Here is an 18,681-nt window from a genome sequence, read left to right on the forward strand (position 1 = left end):
TGTTCGACAGAAAAATTGTATCTTTACCCCCAGATGCCGAACAAACTCCATAGTGAGACCTCGCCCTATCTGAGGCAGCACCAGTTTAATCCCGTTGAGTGGTACCCATGGGGCGAAGAAGCGCTGCAGAAAGCCAAAACCGAGAATAAGCTTATCATTGTCAGTATTGGATACTCTGCATGCCATTGGTGCCATGTGATGGAGCGCGAAAGCTTTGAAGATGAAGCTATCGCCACGTTGATGAATGAACACTTTATTTCCATCAAAGTGGATCGGGAAGAGCGACCCGATATCGATCAGATCTACATGATCGCAGTACAGCTGATGACCGGCCGGGGAGGCTGGCCGCTCAACTGCGTTTGCCTGCCCGATGGCCGGCCCATTTATGGGGGTACCTATTTTCCGCCGACGGATTGGAAGCAATTTCTAAAGCAACTGGTTGCCATGTGGAACGAGAACCCGCAATTGGCAAACGAATATGCTGAGCGGCTAACCGCTGGTATCCAGCAGAGTGAGCAACTCCCTTTAGCGCCCGTTCCTGACGGCTATGCTAATGAAGATGTAGTTCGTATTGTTACCCCCTGGAAAGATCGGTTTGATAAGAAAGAGGGAGGGCACCGCGGAGCACCCAAATTCCCATTACCCAACAACTGGCTGTTTTTACTGCGTTACGGCGTACTGATGGACGATGCCGACGTGATAGATCATGTTCACTTCACGCTCCGAAAAATCGCTTCTGGTGGTATTTACGATCACGTTGGCGGAGGATTTGCGCGGTACGCCGTAGATGAGCGCTGGCATATCCCGCATTTCGAGAAAATGCTGTATGACAATGCGCAGCTGGTAAGCCTTTACGCCGAAGCCTGGCAGCACCGGCCGATAGCTCAGTATAAACGTGTTGTCAGCGAAACGTTGCAGTGGGTGCAACGTGAGATGACCAGTGCAGAGGGTGGTTTCTACTGCGCGCTGGACGCGGATAGTGAAGGCGTGGAAGGGAAATTCTACACCTTTCAACAGCGTGAAATTGAAGAAGTGCTGGGCGAAGATGCCGAGTTGTTTATTCATTACTTCGGGGTAACCGAAGCCGGTAACTGGGGCGAAGAACACACCAATGTATTGAAAATCGACATCGACGCAGATAAGATGGCTCAAGATGCGGGGTTTTCAGCGGGAGAATGGAAAGCCGTTTTGGTTGCGGCCAAACGCAAACTGCGCGACTACCGTAGTAACCGGGTACGTCCGGGACTGGATGATAAATTGCTGACCGCATGGAATGCGATGATGCTTAAGGGATTTGTTGATGCCTATCGTGTTTTTGATATGCCCGAGTATCTCGATGTGGCATTGGCGAATGCAGCATTCATCAAGAGGCAGTTATATGCCGACGATGGCGGCTTGTGGCGCCAACCACCGACCAATGGTAAGGGCATCGCCGGTTTTCTCGATGATTATGCATTTACCATCGAGGCCTATATTGCGTTGTATGAAGCCACCTTCGATGAGGCGTGGCTGCACGAGGCGAAACGGCTCATGGCGTATGTGCTGGCTCATTTTTACGACGATGGTGCTTCGGCTTTTTTTTATACATCGGTGCATGCAGAACCGCTCATTGCCCGGAAGACGGAAACCATGGACAACGTGATCTCTTCTTCCACTTCGACCATCGCCCGGCAGCTTCGTTGGCTCGGATTGGCGTTCGACGAACCGCGGTACACGAATATAGCAAACCAGCAGCTGGCCAATGTGGTGCCGCATATCGGCGCATACGGGTCGGCTTATGCCAATTGGGCAGCGCAGTTGCTGGAAGAAGTCGGCGGAAGCCTCGAAATCGTCCTTACTGGCCCCGAATGGCTGGGGTTCCGCCGCGAACTGGATCGACATTACGTACCCAATAAAATGATATTAGGCGGAACAAAAGGGGGGCTCCCCTTGTTGGCAGGACGAATAAGCGACGTGACAAGGGCTTACGTGTGCCGAAACAAAACATGCAGTCTGCCCGTGGAGCAGGCCGATGAATTATTGCAATTAATTACAAGTTGATAAACCGGTCACGCGTGGTGCGCGACCCTAATTTAAAACAAAATGACTATAGCACCCAACAGCGTGGTAACGCTGACGTACAAACTCCACACCGTTGAAAATGGTGAGAAAACCTTTGTTGAAGAAGCCGGCAAAGACAATCCGCTGGACTTCCTGTTTGGCGCGGGTATGATGTTGCCGAAATTTGAGGAAAATATCGCTGGTTTGGGAGCTGGGGATACCAAAGATTTTGAACTGGCTGCCGAAGACGCTTACGGTGACGTCAATGAACAGGCCATTGCGCCACTTCCTGCCGATATGTTCAAGGAAAGCGGTCTTCCCGCTGTAGGCGAGATTTTGCCACTACAGGATAATCAGGGTAACCAGTTCCGTGGTAAAGTGACCGAGGTGAGTCCGGAGACCGTGGTGGTAGACCTTAACCACCCCATGGCGGGCCAAAACCTGCACTTCGCCATCGAAGTATTGTCCGTTCGCGAAGCTACCGAAGATGAACTGTCTCATGGCCATTCGCATGGTCCCGACGGTACGCACGGGCATTAGTCAGTACGATTTATTGTTTCGTTGCCCGGAGCATCTCCCGTTTGCCGGGTGCTCCGGGCACTTTTTCTATGATAAACCCAAAAGACCTCAGCGTGCGTTTGAGGTGGCCGGTAATGGCGTAGGTAACGAATACCCCGCCGGGCTTTAGCAACGTGCAGACGTGTCGCAACGTTTCTTCCGTCCACATTTCCGGCTGGTGCACAGCCGCGAAAGCATCGAAATACAGCACATCGAACCTTTTTTCAGTGGTAAATTCCATCGCCGCGCAGTGCGCAATTTCAAGCGAACATCCATCGAGGATAACCTGCGGTGCTGCTAAACTGTCCGTATACCGGGCGAGGAAAGCTGTCCATACCTCCCGACTGACGTAATCATCGTATCCAGTTTGTGATAGGGTGGGGAGCGGTAGTGGATACGCTTCAACGCCGGTATAGTCCAGCGAAATGCCCTTCGCGTAGCAGCTATCGGCCGTGAAGAGAAAATTGAGTCCGGTGCCAAATCCGATTTCCAATACGCTGACTGCCAGCGGCTGGTGCTGCTCCATGAAATGGCCGAGGCCCATGCTGAGGAACACATGCCTGCTTTCCTGTACCGCGCCGTGACGCGAATGATAATGTTCGCCGATGGCGGGATGATACAACGTTTTGGAACCGTCTGCCGTGACAACAAATTCGACCATGTCGTGCAAACTTAAAATAAATCCATTACTTTAGTGGCATAAAATATGGAAGGGCGGCTATCCAATTTCCTGAAAAATTACGGCAGCATTTTGCTGCTATTGCTCGGTATTATGGTGGGAAGCATCGTGGGTGGTTTTTTCCCGGGCACGGTTGTTTGGCTCAAGCCGCTAGGCGATATTTTCCTCAATCTGCTATTTGCTGCGGTCATCCCCTTATTGTTTTTCGCTATCGCTTCTGCGGTTGCCAATATCGATGGATCGCAGAAATTGGGTCGCATCATCTCGGTGATGGCCGGGGTGTTCCTCGGTACGATCGTCATCGCGGCGATATGCACCATCATCGCGCTGTGGTTTTTCCCTGTGGAAGCTCCCCAAGCTGTACAGGAAGCCAGCAGCGAGCTCCTTCAGGGCAATCCCGACGATACGTGGGGCGATAAACTGGTACGGTTCGTTACGGTGAATGAGTTCTACAAGCTGCTCTCGCGGGAGAACATGCTGGCCTTCGTGATTTTTTCCTTTCTCGTGGGTATTGCCACCATGCGGGCCGGAGAGGCAGGCCAATCGTTCCGTACGTTCCTCACTTCGGGCAATGAGGTGATGAAGCACCTGCTTATATTGATCATGAAAATCGCGCCCATCGGTTTGGGCGCTTATTTCGCATACCAGGTTGGCACGATCGGTCCGGAACTCTTCGGGTTCTATGCGAAGCCGTTGGGCCTTTATTATGTGTTGGGTGCCTGCTATTTCATTGTTTTCTTTAGCATCTATGCATATATGGCAGGCGGCAGGCCCGGTATCAACCGGTTCTGGAAAAACAACATCCTGCCTTCGGCTACTGCCGTGGGAACCTGCAGTAGCATCGCTACCATGCCCGTGAACCTATCGGTAGCGTCTAAAATGGGTGTGCCACCCGCTGTGGCCAACGTGGTCATCCCGCTGGGCGCAACGTTGCATAAAGATGGATCGTCGATGTCGAGCATCGTAAAGATCTATGTGGCGTTCGTACTGATTGGTTGGAACTTCTTTGACCCCATGACCCTGCTTACCGCTATCGGCATCACGGTACTGGTCAGCATTGTGGCGGGCGGTATTCCCAATGGCGGCTATATCGGCGAAATGCTGATGATTTCGGTGTACGGGCTTCCTGCCGAGGCGATTCCGGCGGTGATGATCATCGGCACGTTGGTTGACCCGATGGCGACATTGCTCAACGCTACCGGGGATAACGTGGCGGCCATGCTGGTGGGGCGGTTTGTAGGGGCGAAGGGCACGGCCGTTTTAGCTGTTAGGGAGAACGCAGACGGTAGATTGGACGCAGATGACACGGATCGAGCGGATTGACACGGATTTACTTTTACCCTTTGTGCAATTCCAAACATCGCGTAGCGGCGGTGCCGGTGGGCAGCATGTCAACAAGGTAGAAACGAAGGTGACGTTGTTATTCGACATCGCGGCAGCTACGGTTTTTTCCGAGGAAGAGAAAGTACGTATATGGAAGCACGTATCCAACCGGATGCAGGCCGACGGCTTCCTGCAGATCAGTAGCCAGAAAACCCGGAGCCAGTTGCGGAATAAGGAACTTGCCCTCCTGAAGCTGGCTGAATTGCTTTCAAAAGCCCTGAAAATAGAAAAGCCACGCAGGGCCACCAAGCCCTCCAAAGCCGCTGTGCAGAAGCGCCTTGATGCCAAGCGACAGCAGGCGCTACGAAAGATCAATCGGCGGAAGGACTGGTTCTAAAACCGATACCCCATCCCTACGGAGCCATACCGATGGCGGAAAAACATTCCCGGAACCTCCTTGGTGTAGAAAATGTATTGAAGATGCAACGAGAGTGCCTGCTTGGCATACATCACACCAACCTGGTTATACCATACCCACCGGGCAGGAGTATGTGTTACCGGCCCCTTGTCGCGCAGGAACATGCCCCCTTGGAGGGTCGCATCGTAACCCACGAAATGCAGACGCGGGCGGTAATATAGGAAAAGCTCCCTAGCCATCGGGCTGTTGCGTGCCTGCAATCGGCTGGACGTATATACAGATTGGTGCAACGGGTTGATGCGGCCGAACCGGAAACTGGGAGCGACCGAAAACCCTGTATGATTGAAGCCCAATGTTGCCTCAACATGCCCGGACACGTCAAACCAACTGGCCGGATTCCGATATAGCAACCCACCATACCGTGCAGCAGCATCTATGCCGAGCGCGTCTTTCAACTGGTATTGCCAACCCGCAATGTCGTAAAGCCGAAAAGCCTTGTGGATACTTTCCTGGAATTGTTCCCCGAGGGCCCGCTGGCCAATCGTGCCGATCTCCGCGGTGACCGATACGAACTGCTCGCTCTCAAAGTAGCGATCGAAACTGGCAGCAAGGAACAGATAGGCGGTGATGGGGCGATCCACTTCCTCAATGTAGTGGATGTTGGCCGTATAGGCATTGTACATCTTCTGCCCGATCGTAATGCCCCATATCCGGTTGGCTTCGGCGGCTGCTAGCTTGGTGCTATCTGCCGTTTTGCGGATACTGAAAAATATTCCATTGGTATAATATTGGTCTTGTTTATTGAACAGGTAAAGGTCGTTATCGTTGCGGAAGTTGAACTCGGCGCGGGGATGGTGTTGAGCCATGCATAGCGTAAAGCCAATCAGCAATACCGATACCATGCAGATTTTACCGATGCGAAACAGGTGGCTGGTCATTGTATAGTTAGTGGCGTCATCAATCGTCCCGAAGGCAAACATACGGATTTTTCCCCTACACATTCAGTTTAGAACGATTCTAAAAGAGCCCAATCGCTTGCATTATTCGTGCCTTCATTTTCCAATTCGTAATTTTGCAATCCGGTATTAATCCATTGGAGGATAACGACATGAAGAAAAGTTCAGTAATAGGTATCATCGTTATCGCGATAGCCATTGCCATGATTATTGTGATATATGCAGATTCGAGCACGTACTCCACCTTTAACGAAGCCAAGGAGAAGCAAACCGAACTGTATGTGGTAGGTGTGCTCAACAAAGAGAAGGATTTGCATTACGATCCGAAGACGGACGCCAACCACTTTTCGTTCTATATGTATGACAATGACAGCACGGAGTGCCGGGTGGTTTTCCGGGGCGCGAAGCCGCAGGATATTGAACGTTCCGAGCAGATTGTATTGACGGGCAAGATGGTGGGCAATGAATTCCATGCAAGTAAGATTTTGATGAAATGCCCATCCAAATACAACGAGGATGAGGTAGAAGTGATAGAGGCGTCAACAGCGAGCACCATGGGCGCCGTTGTGCTGCCAACCGGTAATCGTTAGTGTACGTAGATGGATATAACTTATGTAGGCGAGAGCCTGTTGCCGGGTAAAATCGGCCAGTTCTTTGTCATTCTTTCCTTTGGCTCCGCATTGCTGGCATGCGTGGCGTACTATTTTGCCACAAAGCAACGAGAAGACCGTTCGTGGTTGCAGATTGCGCGGGCGTCGTTTTGGGTCAATGTCGTATCGGTGGTGGCTATAGGCTCTTGCCTTTTCTACATCATTTACAACCATTTATTTGAATATCATTATGCCTGGGCGCACTCGTCTATGTCGCTGCCCACCCATTACATCATTTCGAGTTTTTGGGAAGGGCAGGAAGGAAGTTTCTGGCTCTGGATGTTCTGGCAAGCATTATTGGGCACTGTGTTATTGTTTAAGGCCAAAAGCTGGGAAAGCCCCGTGATGACCGTGGTGATGCTTTGCCAGGCCGTGCTGGGTTCCATGCTTATTGGTATCGCCATCTTCGGTGAACGCGTGGGAAGTTCGCCCTTCATCCTGTTGCGGGATGCCATGGAGGCGCCGATTTTCACCGACCCCAATTACCTGGGGATGATTGCAGATGGCCGTGGCCTCAATGCCTTACTGCAGAATTACTGGATGGTCATCCATCCACCTACGCTGTTTCTGGGGTTTGCCGCCATGATTGTTCCCTTTGCTTACGCAACTGCCGGGTTGTGGACGCGGCGTTACAAGGAATGGATCACACCGGGTCTGCCGTGGGCACTCTTCGCCGTGATGACTTTGGGGGCGGGCATTATCATGGGTTCGTTCTGGGCCTACGAGGCACTCAATTTCGGAGGGTTCTGGGCTTGGGATCCGGTAGAGAATGCCTCCATTATCCCCTGGTTTACGCTCATCGCCGCGGTACACGTCATGGTGGCCTACAAGAACTCGGGGCATTCTTACTTCACCGCTACGTTTCTGGCGATGGTAAGTTTCGTGCTGGTTATCTATGCGTCCTTCCTTACCCGGAGCGGCGTGCTGGGCGAGACATCGGTGCACTCATTTACCGATCTAGGACTGTATTGGCAACTGGTGGCATTCAACTTGATTTTCCTAGGGGTGATGGTTTATTTTCTCGTAACGCGCAAGCGCGAGATGCCGTCGCATCAAAAGGAGGAAGATATCTATTCGCGCGAATTCTGGTTGTTCATCGGTGCGCTGGTGCTTACGGTAGCCTGTGTGCAGATCATTGCATCCACTTCGGTACCCGTATTCAATGCCGTCTTCGGTACGGACGTGGCTCCCCCCATCGATCCGGTGCAGCATTACAATAAGTGGCAGGCCGGCTTTGCCGTGGTGGTGGGCTTGCTTTCTGCATTCACGCAGTTCATGAAATACAAGCGGACCGACGTGCGTAAGTTTTTCACGGCAGCCATCGCGTCGTTGGTGGCTGCGGCGTTGGTTACGGCCATCGTGGTATACGTCACGGGTGTATATACCAATTTCATGTATATCCTGCTCGTATTTTCCGCAGCCTACACCATCGTTGCCAACGGGAAGATATTGGGCGAAGCCATCCGCGGCAAATGGAAGCTTACTGGGTCCGCTGTCGCCCACATCGGTTTTGGGTTGTTGCTTATCGGTGCGCTCGTAGCGGCAGCTACCAACGAAGTGATTTCCGTAAACAGTGCCAATTACATCGCTGTAGCCGGTTTTGACCAGGTGGAAAATCCCGGCGACAACTTATTCCTTACCGAGGGCGAACCTGTGCAGATGGGCGACTACCGCATTACCTACGTAGGCGACAGCGTGGCGCCGCCCAACGTGTATTACAAGATTAACTACGAAAAAGTCGACGAAGAGTCAGGCCGGATAACCGAGAGTTTCCAGCTACGGCCGTTTGCACAGAATAACCCGGATATGGGGGGGCTGATCGGCACACCGGATACACGCCACTACCTTACCCACGATGTCTATACACTCATTACCGCCGCCATGTCTGATTCGCATACACAGGCACAGGGCGATGGTACCCCGACCGGCTTTGAAAATTTTGAAGAGCCGGCCGTGTATGAAACCAATATCGGCGACACCCTGCGGTACCGCAACGGGTACATCGTGGTTGAAGGCATCAACCGCAATGCGTCGGTGCAGAACATTCCGCGTAAGGAAGACGATGTCATCGTCGGACTGAAGGTCAAAGTACATTCCGTAGGCGGCGAGACCTATGATGCCGAGCCGGTATTCCTTATCCGGGATGGCAATACGTTCGATCTGTTCAAGGATGTGGAAGAGCAGGGCCTCCGGCTTCGCTTCAGCAACATCATGCCGCAGAAAGACAAGCTGGAGCTGATGGTGTACCAGAAGCCCGTGCCCGAGAAGCGGTGGGTGGTATTCAAAGCCATCAAATTCCCGTATATCAATTTCTTCTGGTGCGGTGCCATCGTGATGACGATCGGTTTCCTGCTGTCTATCATCCGCCGCAACAAAGAAATCAAACCACAGAAAGCCTGATGGATATCGTACTGCTCGGTAGCGGCAACGTGGCGACCCACCTGGGCCATGCGCTGGCGCGGGCAGGTCACCCAATCAAGCAAGTCTACAGTCGAACGCGGGTGCACGCGCAGACCCTAGCGGCCAGCTTGGGGGCTGAGGCAACCAATGACCTTGCAGACATCCGTACGCAAGCTCATGTATACATCGTCGCTGTGAAAGACGACGCCCTTGCCACCGTGGTGGCACAGTTGCCCGTTGCATTGAAGGGTATGGTGATACACACAGCCGGGAGCGTAGATATGGCCGTGTTGGCCGCCACTAAGGACTATGGCGTGTTATATCCCTTGCAGACATTTTCGAAAGCGAAGGCCGTAGACTTTTCTACGATCCCCATTGCGGTGGAAGCTTCGGACGAAGCTGCTTTGGTACGGTTAGAAGCATTGGCGGGTAGCTTATCGGATCGTGTTTTTCGCTGCGATTCCCAACAGCGCCTTTCAATGCATGTCGCGGCCGTATTCGCCTGCAATTTCACCAACCACCTTTACGCCATTGCCGCGGATATCCTTAGTGAGCACGGCCTCGATTTCGACGTCATCCGGCCGCTTATCCTCGAAACGGCCCAAAAGGCGATGGAGCATCCACCCAAAGAAGTGCAGACCGGCCCCGCCGTGCGGAATGATGTGCATACCATGGAAAAACATTTGGCGCTGTTGAAAGTTAACCCTGCACTGGCGCAACTTTACCGGCTCATCAGCAAGCGGATTGGATAAGTTTGACCGTTGATGGAGTTGTGGAAATTCGATGAACTGATCGAAAACATCCTTTTGGAAGTCGAAAATTATTTCAACGGTACCTTCAACGGAAGTATCCGTATCAGGGAATTTAAAGATACCATTGTCAAAATGCCGTTCGTTTCCGGAAAATTGTAGGGAAGCTACTTAATTCGTATTTTCGCGCCCATGGACAACCAACTGGTGCTGTATAACACGCTAACAAGGGCTAAGGAAAAATTCGAGCCACTGAATCCACCTTTTGTAGGAATGTATGTCTGCGGCCCCACTGTATACAGCGATGTACACTTGGGCAATTGCCGTACGTTTGTATCGTTCGACCTCATATTCCGTTACCTCCAGCACCTTGGATATAAGGTGCGCTATGTGCGTAACATCACCGATGCGGGCCACCTGGAGGGAGACAACGACGAAGGCGACGACAAGTTCGCCAAGAAGGCGAAACTGGAACAATTGGAACCCATGGAAATTGTACAGAAGTACACCTTGGGCTTCCATGAGGTTTTGCGGTTGTTCAATACGCTGCCCCCCAGTATCGAACCTACGGCTACGGGCCATATTTCCGAGCAGATTGAGATGGTTAAGGGAATCATCGACCAGGGCTATGCCTACGAAGTGAATGGTACCGTCTACTTCGATGTCGAAAAGTATGTGAAAACATACGATTACACCATCCTTACCAATCGCAAATTGGACGACATGCTAAACAACACCCGCCCGCTCAACGGGCAGGATGAGAAGCGTGGCCGCCTTGATTTTGCCCTCTGGATCAAAGCGAAGCCTGAACACATCATGCGCTGGCCTTCGCCTTGGGGTATCGGTTTCCCCGGATGGCATATCGAATGTTCTGCCATGAGCAGTAAATACCTGGGCGATCAGTTCGATATTCATGGTGGCGGGATGGACCTCGCCGCAACGCACCACACCAACGAAATCGCCCAATCGCAGGCCTGCCACCATACCCAACCGGCAACCTACTGGATGCATACCAATATGCTGACAGTAAACGGCACACGGATGTCTAAGTCGGCAGGCAATGGGTTCCTGCCCCAAGAGCTTTTCAGCGGCAGCCATCCGTTACTGGAACGTGGCTACTCACCCATGGCCGTGCGGTTTTTTATGTTGCAGGCCCATTACCGGAGTACGCTCGACTTTTCCAATGAGGCGTTGGAAGCGGCAGATAAAGGCTATAAAAGGTTGATGAATGCCATGGCGTTGCTACCTAAACTGAAACCGGCTACTAAAAAGACCCATGTGGGCATCGATGATTTGAAGCAACGCTGTTATGCAGCGATGGATGACGACTTCAATAGCCCGGTATTGATAGCCGAATTGTTTGAGGCTGTGCGCATGGTCAATAGCGTATACGACGGTAAACTCGCCATGGATGAGCCCAGCCTAGCGGCATTGACTGCGTTGATGCAGGATTTTGTACACAATGTGTTGGGCTTGGTTGATGACAATACGGGTTCTGATGATTTCGAGAAACTGATGGAAGTCGTTATCGGTCTCCGGAACGAGGCAAAACAACATAAAGACTACGCCACATCAGACCGGATACGCGAAGGCCTCAATACGGTAGGCATTCAACTCAAAGATAGCAAAGAGGGTACGCTTTGGAATAAGATTTGATTGGTTGAGTTGCTTTTTAAAGTTTATTTATCAAACCCCTGGGGAATGACCGTTATTAGTAGGATTGGTTTTATTGTTTTGTTGCTTGTTGGCTCCCATTCGGTGAATGCGCAGGTACTGGGTAAGGTTGGAAGTTTATTGATGGCAGACCGTACCGCGGCGAGGCTTTCCGAAACGAAGGGGCCGTATGCGGCATGGAGCTCCGTAGTGGACCGCAATTCGACTTTTTTTACCCCCAAGCCCATTGATGCCCTCGAATACCTGAATAGCCGTCCGAATATTCCCGACGTGATGACGTGGAGGCCCACCTTCGCAGCCATTGCCAAGAGTATGGAGTTCGGTGTAACCGCAGGAACCCTTTCTTTCCAACGCATCGGCGCCATTAAACGATATGGCGAATACGTGACCGTATGGCGGCGCGACCGCAAGGGCAATTGGAAAATCGACCTCCGTGCCCAGATTGAACACCATGGTGGTAATGAGGAACCCGATCTTCACTACGTTGAGCCTGACAATAAAGATTACACGCGATTTAAAACGAAGGAGCGGATACAGCAGCGTAAAGAAATCGTAACGAGCAATGATCAATTGCTGTCTACTGTGCTCAAAACAGACGCTGCGATTGCCTACGGCGAGTTTTTGGCAGAAGATGCGCGGCTCTATTTCCCATGGAAAACTCCCATTATCGGCAAAGCGGCCATTCTCGATTTTGTGAAAGAGCAGGATTTGGCCGTACAAGCGAAATCGCTGGTAGCTAATCGGTCGTACAGTGGTGAGCTTGCCTATTCTTACGGCGAAGCCTTTGTGGCTACGGCATCAGAAACATTGCAATGTAATTACGTACGGATATGGCAACTACAACCCGATTTCCAATGGCGGGTTATCATTGAGATGTTGTTTGAGTCGTAAGTCTTTTTAGTCTCTATCCGTCAGACTTATGACTTACTTACGACTAATGACTTGCGACTAAAGCTTCGCGATCTTTCAGCCAGATTTTCAAATCGTCGCAATCGTGGTATGCTTCATTGATGTCGATAAACGTTACTTCGCGGCGTGTTTCAAACCATTCGCTCAGCTTGCGGTTAATCTTATCTTGGAGTGCGGCTTCCTTTATTTTGGCAAAATCCATATCAAGGCTGGCTTGATGGGGTGGTGTACGGGACTTAAGGTACGTAAATCGGTATCCGGTTTTTCCGGTGCGATCGGTAAACTGTGCTGGTCGCGAATACGCACCCGGTTGTAACGTATCGATGGCCGTAAAAATCGAGGCATCCAGCTTGTCGGCCGGAATCAGCGTGGTGCGGCTCTGTTGGCTCTCCATATTAAGCAACATACCCCCATTATATTTGGTTTCCTTATTATCGGAATGGAGTGTGGCCGCACTGTAGAAATCAAGTTTCTTGTTCACCACATTATCGTAGATGCTGTCGATGCGTGTTTTGGCCCGCTGCAAACTCGCTGCCGTGGGCTTGATTTGAATGAGTATGTGCCGGGTACGCACTTCTTCGCCTCGACGCTCCAACACTTCCAGGAAATGGAAGCCATGTTCGGATTCGAATACCGGCGATACTTCCCCCGGTTTCATCCGAAACGAAACGGCCGTGTATTCCTTTACCATCATGTCTCGCGTATGGAACCCCAGGTCGCCACCATAGGGGGCAGAGCCACCGTCTTGGGAATATAGCCGCGCTATCGTCGCAAAATCCGACCCATCTACCACCTGCTGACGGAGTTGTTCAGCGCGGTCGCGGAACTGCTGCTTTTCCTCACGCGTAAGCTGGGGGAATACCACCAATTCGCCAACCTCCACTTCGGTGTTGAAATAGGGAAGGCTGTCGGCATCGAGCGTTTCAAAATATCGCCGTACCTCCAATGGGGTCACATCGATACCCGATACAATATTTTGCTGCATCTTTTTGGCTTTGAGCTGTTCGTATACGCTCGGCCGCATCTCTTCCTTATACTGTAGTAACGAACGGTTGAGGAACTGCTCGAGGCGCTCTTGCCCGCCAGCTTGGCCTGACATGTAGCGCAGGCGGGCATTGATGTCGTCATCCACCTCGCCCTCGCTCACTTCGATCGAGTCGATAGCGGCTTGCTGGGCCAGTAATTTCTGGGTGAGCTGCTGCTGTAGGATGTAGCATTTGAAATCTGTGCTAGCCTTGTTGCCCTGGGCAAGGTATTGGGCATATTGCATTTCGATCTCCGATTCCAGGATGATGTTTGATCCCACAACTGCTGCCACCCGGTCGATGACCTGTGCTTCTTGGGCCGAGGCCCAACGGGATGTACCTATTAATGCCAAAACCAGGAAAATGCAGTTATGTCTACTCATTTAGTTGTATATTTCAATATTGTTCTTCTCGCGGGCATCTGCTACGATGCTCCGTTGCATTTGATCAATCAGATCGATCTTGCGTTTGTTCAAAATTAAATTGCGGATATGGTCCCGTACCAACGGCAGCGGCGAGCGTGCTTCCCTCAATTTCGAATCGTGCAAAATTATCAGATATAATTCATTATTTTCAATTATTTCAAAAATTCGCTCCGTTTGCGTGTAATTCGCTTCGCCGATCTTTGAAATAGGGATTTCTTTTACAAGGTCGTCAACGTAGTGCCATGAGGTATCAAGCAGTGCGTATTCCGATGCGTACATGGCGCAGTATTTGGTCAATAGATCCTGTGCTTCAAAATCCGGAGAAACGAGCATCCGCTTCACCCGCTCGAGCTCGGGTGCATCGGTTCGTAGGCGGATATAGGAGCGCTTGAGGATGGGCTGCTGGAGTATGAACAGTTCCGGTCGCCCATCGTAGTATTGCCGTACCTCATCGTCAGTGACCACGGTATCCAGTTTCTGGCTCACCAGTGCTTGTTCATACTCATATACGATAAGGCCATTTTTATACGTTTCGACCTGTTTGTTGAGGTGCTCGGTATTCATGTTGACATTGCGCTGCGCGTGGTAGAGCAGCGCTTGCTGGCGTAGCCATTGTTCGATGTAGGCACGCACCAATTGCGTGCTGTCATTGCCGGTTACCCCGGTAGGAACCACACCCTTCAGGTCTTCGGGATAAAGAAATTGATCAAATGATCGTGCCACAGGGGTCGGTTTTTCATGATCGCAGGCCGAAAGTAATGCGGTGAGGATCATAACCATCCATATACACACCCTGATCATTAGCTTTTCCATGCAACGCGCACAACCTACTTATACAAGTGGCTAAAATACATATTCGTGGCCAATACCTAATGAATTTAACCATTTTTAACACATCCCGGATGCTGTTCAGCAACGGTTGCAAAATCTTTGTAGCAATATGCACGATTCTTTTCATTAATGCTATTTTTGTGTACCCGGTAAGGAAGGGTAATGCCAACGATAGCAATGTGTCACTCATAACAAAATCAATATAATAATGGTCAATAAACCAATCAATCGCAAACTAAGGATGGGCATGGTAGGCGGTGGGAAAGGCGCCTTCATTGGTGAAATCCATCGTATCGCGGCTGTGATGGACGGTCAGATCGAACTGGTGTGCGGAGCATTCAGTTCCGATCCGGCTCGATCGAGGGAGAGCGGCGAGTCGCTGTACCTTCCTGCCAACCGCGTATACGGAAGCTACCAGGAGATGATAGCCGCGGAGCGTGAACTTCCTGAAGGTGAGCGCATGGATTTCGTCAGCATCGTTACACCAAACCATGTTCATTTCGAACCGGCTATGCTCGCACTGGAAAACGGATTCCACGTAGTACTGGATAAGCCGATGACGCTTGACCTGCAAGAAGCCAAAAAATTGCAGCAGCGGGTTGAAGAGACGGGGCTGTTATTTTTACTCACCCACACCTATGTAGGTTATCCCATGGTGCGGCAGGCTCGAAAGCTGGTACGCGATGGCGTGCTCGGCAAACTCCGTAAGGTCTATGTGGAATACCCGCAGGGATGGCTTAGTTGGCCTTCAGAGCGGGCAGGCGACAAGCAAGCAGCATGGCGTACCGACCCCGGCAAGTCGGGCAAGAGCGGCTGCATGGGCGATATCGGCACGCATGCCCTGCACCTTGCCGAGTTTGTTTCCGGCTTGCGTACCACGCAGTTATGTGCCTCGTTGTATACCTATGTGGAAGGGCGTAGACTGGAAGACGACGGGAATATCCTCCTGCAGTTCGATAATGGCGCCAGCGGCGTGCTGATGGCTTCGCAGGTGGCAGCTGGCGAGGAGAATGCACTGAAAGTGCGCATCTATGGCGAGAACGGCGGACTGGAATGGAACCAGCAGGAACCCAATACGCTAACGGTGAAATGGCTGGACGAGCCGGCCCAGCTATACCGTGCCGGGGGCAATGCAGCCATCTCGCCAGAGGCACGTGCCTTTTGCCGCACACCGGTGGGGCATCCGGAGGGTTACCTCGAGGCCTTTGCCAACCTGTACCGCAGCTTTGCCGACGCATGGCGTGAACGACGCAGCGGTGGGGTGGCTGAGGGGGGCGATTTCCCTTCCGTGGCCGACGGTGTGCGCGGAATGGCCTTTCTTGACAATGTGCTGCGCAGCAACGAAAGCACGGAAAAATGGACACCCTTTACGGTGTAGGGCGGTGCAGTCTACGATAATAATGAATCGATTAATTTTTTAAACTCAGAGTAACTATGCAAACGATTAAAGGTCCCGGTATTTTTCTTGCCCAGTTTTTGGGCGATCAGCCACCATTCAATTCGCTCGAATCCATTTGCCGCTGGGCGAAGGATTTGGGTTTTAAAGGCGTGCAGATACCTACGTGGGCTACCGATTACTTCGACCTGCAAAAGGCAGCGGAGAGCAAGACCTATGCGGATGAAATCAAAGGGCTGGTTAATGAAATCGGTCTGGAGATCACCGAGCTATCCACCCACCTGCAGGGGCAACTGGTAGCGGTGCATCCCGCATACGACGATCAGTTCGACGGATTTGCGCCGGCACAATACCACCATAATCCCAAGGCACGTACCGAATGGGCCGTGCAGCAACTGAAGTACGCGGCCAAAGCGTCGGCCAATCTTGGGCTCACTGCGCACGCCACCTTCAGCGGAGCGTTGTTATGGCAAACCGTGTATCCATGGCCACAGCGCCCCCAGGGGTTGGTCGATACGGGTTTTACCGAGCTGGCCAAGCGCTGGCGGCCGATATTGGATGCCTTTGATGAACAGGGTGTGGATGTATGCTACGAAATCCACCCCGGGGAAGACCTGCACGACGGGGTAAGCTATGAGCGCTTCCTCGAAAAGGTAGATAACCACCCGAGGGCCTGTCTGCTGTATGATCCCTCGCACTTCGTGCTGCAATGCCTGGATTACCTCGCTTACATCGACCATTACCACGAGCGTATCAAGGCGTTCCATGTGAAGGATGCCGAGTTTAATCCATCCGGCAAACAGGGCGTATACGGTGGTTATTCTGGCTGGGTGGAACGTGCCGGGAGGTTCCGCTCGCTGGGCGACGGACAGGTAGACTTCAAAGCCATATTCAGCAAGTTAACAGCATATGACTTCAAGGGGTGGGCGGTAATGGAATGGGAATGTGCGTTGAAGCACCCCGAAGATGGGGCCCGCGAAGGCGCGGTATTCATCCAAGACAACATCATCCGCGTTACGGAGAAAACCTTTGATGACTTTGCCGGTGGTGAAGCCGACGAAGCGAGTAACCGGCGCCTGCTGGGCTTGGGATAATCTACAGGAATGGGGCTTGGACGATTTCGTTACGGTTGGAATAGGGTGTCCGGCACTTGGGCATTTTTCCGCTGATTGGCAAAATCGATGCGGGTGCTGTCTCCCGTGGCATCGGTGAGGGTGACTTGGGTAAGCAACAGGCTGGTTGGGTCGAAGATGAGCTCCACTTGCTGGATGTATTTCCCAAGTGATTTGTCCTTCGGTGTCAGTATTGCTGCGCACCCGGCTTTCTCGCGGTAGTAGGTGATGTCGAACTGGCTTTCATCGAGCATATTACCCCCTTGTACGGATCCTATCAAGAGCTCGTTCAACCCTTTCATCCGACGGTTGGCGGTTAGGTTCGTTGTTTTGATGCGGCCATCGTGTATGGCATGCATCGTTTGGCCGTCGAAAATGACCGCATAGTTGGTAGGCGACACGTATTCCCACCGTATTTTGCCCGGAGCCTTGAAGTAGAGCTTCCCGGTGGAGCGGATGGCATTGTCCATGTAGCTGAGCTCCTTGGTCTGGGTAAAATCACTTTGCAGCGATTGCAGGTTTTTGGTCGCAGCCGTTATCGCTGCCTTCAACGCCGTTGATTCCGCCGTGTTGAGTGCCTTGCGTTGCGCGAATCCCACTGTGCAGCATAGCAATAGGGCTATAGCAACTATGTTATACTTCAGTATATGCATGCTTATCGATTAATTGAGATACGGTGACCAAATGATAACCATGTTGGTGGAGTTGGGGCAACAACTGTTCCAAAATCGGTACAATCCGGCCGTGCGTATCGTGCAGCAGAATGATGGCGCCCGGCTTTACCTTTTCCAATATCATGCGGACGATTTGAGCTGGCGAGCGGCTTTCCAAGGTGTCATAGGGGCGCACACGCCATCCGATGACGCGATGGCCGCTCATGCGGATCGCCTGGGCAAGGTGCGGTGTGGTTACGCCATATGGTGGCCGGAAAAATATCGGCCGTAGGCCGATAACCTGCCCGATTGCGGTATCGGTTTGCTGCAGTTCTTCGAGCCAGTTGGTTTTTCCATTAAAATCGATCGACCGTGCGTGGGAATAGGAATGATTGCCCACTGCGTGTCCGGTGTCATGGATTCGCTGCACGACATCGGGATGCTTTCTCACATTTTTCCCGATACAGAAAAAAGTTGCCTTGACGTTGTATCGGTCTAACAGTTCAAGTACCTGCGGCGTATAAACCGGGTGGGGGCCATCGTCAAACGTGAGAGCAACCTGGCGATCGGTAGCAATGCCTTGATGGGTTACTTTTAGGAAGAAGTTCGCTTGGATATGGAAGGCACCCCACGCGATGATGGTAAGGCCAATGACAAGCGCTGTAATCACCAACCAGCCAATCATAAGTCTACCTTTCCCATGCTGCAAACTTAACCAAATTGGATTTGAGATACAAATACCATAATCGGCTGGCGGTTGACCGCTCAACTGGTTTTGATGGGAATAACGACACCGATATCAAGTAGTCTCTGTCATAATTGTAATTAATCATATTCATTTTTTTTGCAATTCAATTTTTTATCTATACATTCGCCTTTGACC

General features: G+C 51.7%; 18 protein-coding genes. 12 read left to right on the forward strand and 6 right to left on the reverse strand.

Annotation, left to right across the window (positions count from 1 at the left end):
• Window positions 1-33 precede the first annotated feature (33 nt).
• Complete coding sequence (locus ACEVG1_RS15275) at window positions 34-2,040, forward strand: thioredoxin domain-containing protein (protein ID WP_353124345.1); 2,007 nt, start codon at window positions 34-36, stop codon at window positions 2,038-2,040.
• Between the two features lie 42 nt (window positions 2,041-2,082).
• Window positions 2,083-2,580 carry a peptidylprolyl isomerase gene (locus tag ACEVG1_RS15280; protein ID WP_353124344.1) on the forward strand — a complete coding sequence of 166 codons (498 nt, stop codon included), beginning with the start codon at window positions 2,083-2,085 and terminating at the stop codon, window positions 2,578-2,580.
• 10 nt (window positions 2,581-2,590) lie between these two features.
• Here ACEVG1_RS15280 and mnmD read toward each other — a convergent pair whose 3' ends face one another.
• Window positions 2,591-3,259: a tRNA (5-methylaminomethyl-2-thiouridine)(34)-methyltransferase MnmD gene (gene mnmD / locus ACEVG1_RS15285; RefSeq protein ID WP_353124343.1), complete on the reverse strand. Its 669-nt coding sequence runs from the start codon at window positions 3,257-3,259 to the stop codon at window positions 2,591-2,593.
• Between the two features lie 45 nt (window positions 3,260-3,304).
• On the opposite strand from mnmD, the gene ACEVG1_RS15290 reads away from it, so the two are divergent.
• Together ACEVG1_RS15290 and arfB are read left to right on the forward strand one after the other, a co-directional pair.
• Window positions 3,305-4,600: a dicarboxylate/amino acid:cation symporter gene (locus ACEVG1_RS15290; RefSeq protein WP_353124342.1), complete on the forward strand. Its 1,296-nt coding sequence runs from the start codon at window positions 3,305-3,307 to the stop codon at window positions 4,598-4,600.
• Window positions 4,578-4,997, forward strand: coding sequence for an alternative ribosome rescue aminoacyl-tRNA hydrolase ArfB (gene arfB, locus ACEVG1_RS15295; RefSeq protein ID WP_353124341.1), 420 nt, complete (start codon window positions 4,578-4,580; stop codon window positions 4,995-4,997). Before ACEVG1_RS15290 ends, arfB begins: the two co-directional genes overlap by 23 nt.
• Here arfB and ACEVG1_RS15300 read toward each other — a convergent pair.
• The gene (locus ACEVG1_RS15300; protein ID WP_374744606.1) at window positions 4,994-6,019 is read right to left on the reverse strand and encodes a lipid A-modifier LpxR family protein; all 1,026 of its coding nucleotides are present in this window, start codon (window positions 6,017-6,019) and stop codon (window positions 4,994-4,996) included. The genes arfB and ACEVG1_RS15300 overlap by 4 nt on opposite strands.
• 107 nt (window positions 6,020-6,126) lie before the next feature.
• Here ACEVG1_RS15300 and ACEVG1_RS15305 point away from each other — a divergent pair, with 107 nt between their 5' ends.
• From ACEVG1_RS15305 to ACEVG1_RS15330, 6 genes are read left to right on the forward strand one after another with little or no spacing between them, the layout of a single operon-like run.
• Window positions 6,127-6,564, forward strand: coding sequence for a cytochrome c maturation protein CcmE (locus ACEVG1_RS15305; protein WP_353124339.1), 438 nt, complete (start codon window positions 6,127-6,129; stop codon window positions 6,562-6,564).
• 9 nt (window positions 6,565-6,573) lie between these two features.
• Window positions 6,574-9,024, forward strand: a complete 2,451-nt coding sequence (gene ccsA / locus ACEVG1_RS15310) for a cytochrome c biogenesis protein CcsA (protein ID WP_353124338.1) — start codon at window positions 6,574-6,576, stop codon at window positions 9,022-9,024.
• Window positions 9,024-9,776 (forward strand): Rossmann-like and DUF2520 domain-containing protein, encoded by a 753-nt coding sequence (locus tag ACEVG1_RS15315; protein WP_353124337.1) that lies wholly within the window; start codon window positions 9,024-9,026, stop codon window positions 9,774-9,776. The genes ccsA and ACEVG1_RS15315 overlap by 1 nt, the downstream gene beginning before the upstream one ends.
• Before the next feature lie 12 nt (window positions 9,777-9,788).
• Window positions 9,789-9,935 carry a hypothetical protein gene (locus tag ACEVG1_RS15320; protein ID WP_353124336.1) on the forward strand — a complete coding sequence of 49 codons (147 nt, stop codon included), beginning with the start codon at window positions 9,789-9,791 and terminating at the stop codon, window positions 9,933-9,935.
• 30 nt (window positions 9,936-9,965) lie between these two features.
• Window positions 9,966-11,429, forward strand: a complete 1,464-nt coding sequence (gene cysS / locus ACEVG1_RS15325; RefSeq protein ID WP_353124335.1) for a cysteine--tRNA ligase — start codon at window positions 9,966-9,968, stop codon at window positions 11,427-11,429.
• A 45-nt stretch (window positions 11,430-11,474) separates the two neighbouring features.
• On the forward strand, window positions 11,475-12,338 hold the full coding sequence (locus ACEVG1_RS15330) for a DUF4440 domain-containing protein (protein WP_353124334.1): 864 nt from the start codon (window positions 11,475-11,477) through the stop codon (window positions 12,336-12,338).
• Between the two features lie 43 nt (window positions 12,339-12,381).
• Here the strand turns inward: ACEVG1_RS15330 and ACEVG1_RS15335 are convergent, their stop codons facing one another.
• A complete protein-coding gene (locus ACEVG1_RS15335) occupies window positions 12,382-13,764 on the reverse strand; it encodes a peptidylprolyl isomerase (RefSeq protein WP_353124333.1) in 1,383 nt (460 codons plus the stop codon).
• Window positions 13,765-14,529, reverse strand: a complete 765-nt coding sequence (locus ACEVG1_RS15340) for a hypothetical protein (protein WP_353124332.1) — start codon at window positions 14,527-14,529, stop codon at window positions 13,765-13,767.
• A 316-nt stretch (window positions 14,530-14,845) separates the two neighbouring features.
• Here ACEVG1_RS15340 and ACEVG1_RS15345 point away from each other — a divergent pair, with 316 nt between their 5' ends.
• Window positions 14,846-16,015, forward strand: coding sequence for a Gfo/Idh/MocA family protein (locus ACEVG1_RS15345; RefSeq protein WP_374744607.1), 1,170 nt, complete (start codon window positions 14,846-14,848; stop codon window positions 16,013-16,015).
• A 56-nt stretch (window positions 16,016-16,071) separates the two neighbouring features.
• Window positions 16,072-17,127, forward strand: coding sequence for a sugar phosphate isomerase/epimerase family protein (locus tag ACEVG1_RS15350; protein ID WP_353124330.1), 1,056 nt, complete (start codon window positions 16,072-16,074; stop codon window positions 17,125-17,127).
• 29 nt (window positions 17,128-17,156) lie between these two features.
• Here ACEVG1_RS15350 and ACEVG1_RS15355 read toward each other — a convergent pair whose 3' ends face one another.
• Window positions 17,157-17,798 (reverse strand): outer membrane lipoprotein carrier protein LolA, encoded by a 642-nt coding sequence (locus ACEVG1_RS15355; RefSeq protein ID WP_353124329.1) that lies wholly within the window; start codon window positions 17,796-17,798, stop codon window positions 17,157-17,159.
• The gene (locus ACEVG1_RS15360; protein ID WP_353124328.1) at window positions 17,779-18,483 is read right to left on the reverse strand and encodes a polysaccharide deacetylase family protein; all 705 of its coding nucleotides are present in this window, start codon (window positions 18,481-18,483) and stop codon (window positions 17,779-17,781) included. The genes ACEVG1_RS15355 and ACEVG1_RS15360 overlap by 20 nt, the downstream gene beginning before the upstream one ends.
• Between the last annotated feature and the right edge of the window lie 198 nt (window positions 18,484-18,681).

The organism is Parapedobacter sp. 2B3 (assembly GCF_041925275.1).
GTDB classification, from domain to species: Bacteria; Bacteroidota; Bacteroidia; order Sphingobacteriales; family Sphingobacteriaceae; genus Parapedobacter; species Parapedobacter pyrenivorans_A.

Excerpts from the sequence above, each read along its gene's own strand:
- ACEVG1_RS15275 (WP_353124345.1), top strand. The coding sequence starts at position 34 with ATGCCGAACAAACTCCATAGTGAGACCTCGCCCTATCTGAGGCAGCAC.
- ACEVG1_RS15280 (WP_353124344.1), top strand. The coding sequence starts at position 2,083 with ATGACTATAGCACCCAACAGCGTGGTAACGCTGACGTACAAACTCCAC.
- mnmD (WP_353124343.1), bottom strand. The coding sequence starts at position 3,259 with ATGGTCGAATTTGTTGTCACGGCAGACGGTTCCAAAACGTTGTATCAT.
- ACEVG1_RS15290 (WP_353124342.1), top strand. The coding sequence starts at position 3,305 with ATGGAAGGGCGGCTATCCAATTTCCTGAAAAATTACGGCAGCATTTTG.
- arfB (WP_353124341.1), top strand. The coding sequence starts at position 4,578 with ATGACACGGATCGAGCGGATTGACACGGATTTACTTTTACCCTTTGTG.
- ACEVG1_RS15300 (WP_374744606.1), bottom strand. The coding sequence starts at position 6,019 with ATGTGTAGGGGAAAAATCCGTATGTTTGCCTTCGGGACGATTGATGAC.
- ACEVG1_RS15305 (WP_353124339.1), top strand. The coding sequence starts at position 6,127 with ATGAAGAAAAGTTCAGTAATAGGTATCATCGTTATCGCGATAGCCATT.
- ccsA (WP_353124338.1), top strand. The coding sequence starts at position 6,574 with ATGGATATAACTTATGTAGGCGAGAGCCTGTTGCCGGGTAAAATCGGC.
- ACEVG1_RS15315 (WP_353124337.1), top strand. The coding sequence starts at position 9,024 with ATGGATATCGTACTGCTCGGTAGCGGCAACGTGGCGACCCACCTGGGC.
- ACEVG1_RS15320 (WP_353124336.1), top strand. The coding sequence starts at position 9,789 with ATGGAGTTGTGGAAATTCGATGAACTGATCGAAAACATCCTTTTGGAA.
- cysS (WP_353124335.1), top strand. The coding sequence starts at position 9,966 with ATGGACAACCAACTGGTGCTGTATAACACGCTAACAAGGGCTAAGGAA.
- ACEVG1_RS15330 (WP_353124334.1), top strand. The coding sequence starts at position 11,475 with ATGACCGTTATTAGTAGGATTGGTTTTATTGTTTTGTTGCTTGTTGGC.
- ACEVG1_RS15335 (WP_353124333.1), bottom strand. The coding sequence starts at position 13,764 with ATGAGTAGACATAACTGCATTTTCCTGGTTTTGGCATTAATAGGTACA.
- ACEVG1_RS15345 (WP_374744607.1), top strand. The coding sequence starts at position 14,846 with ATGGTCAATAAACCAATCAATCGCAAACTAAGGATGGGCATGGTAGGC.
- ACEVG1_RS15350 (WP_353124330.1), top strand. The coding sequence starts at position 16,072 with ATGCAAACGATTAAAGGTCCCGGTATTTTTCTTGCCCAGTTTTTGGGC.
- ACEVG1_RS15355 (WP_353124329.1), bottom strand. The coding sequence starts at position 17,798 with ATGCATATACTGAAGTATAACATAGTTGCTATAGCCCTATTGCTATGC.
- ACEVG1_RS15360 (WP_353124328.1), bottom strand. The coding sequence starts at position 18,483 with ATGATTGGCTGGTTGGTGATTACAGCGCTTGTCATTGGCCTTACCATC.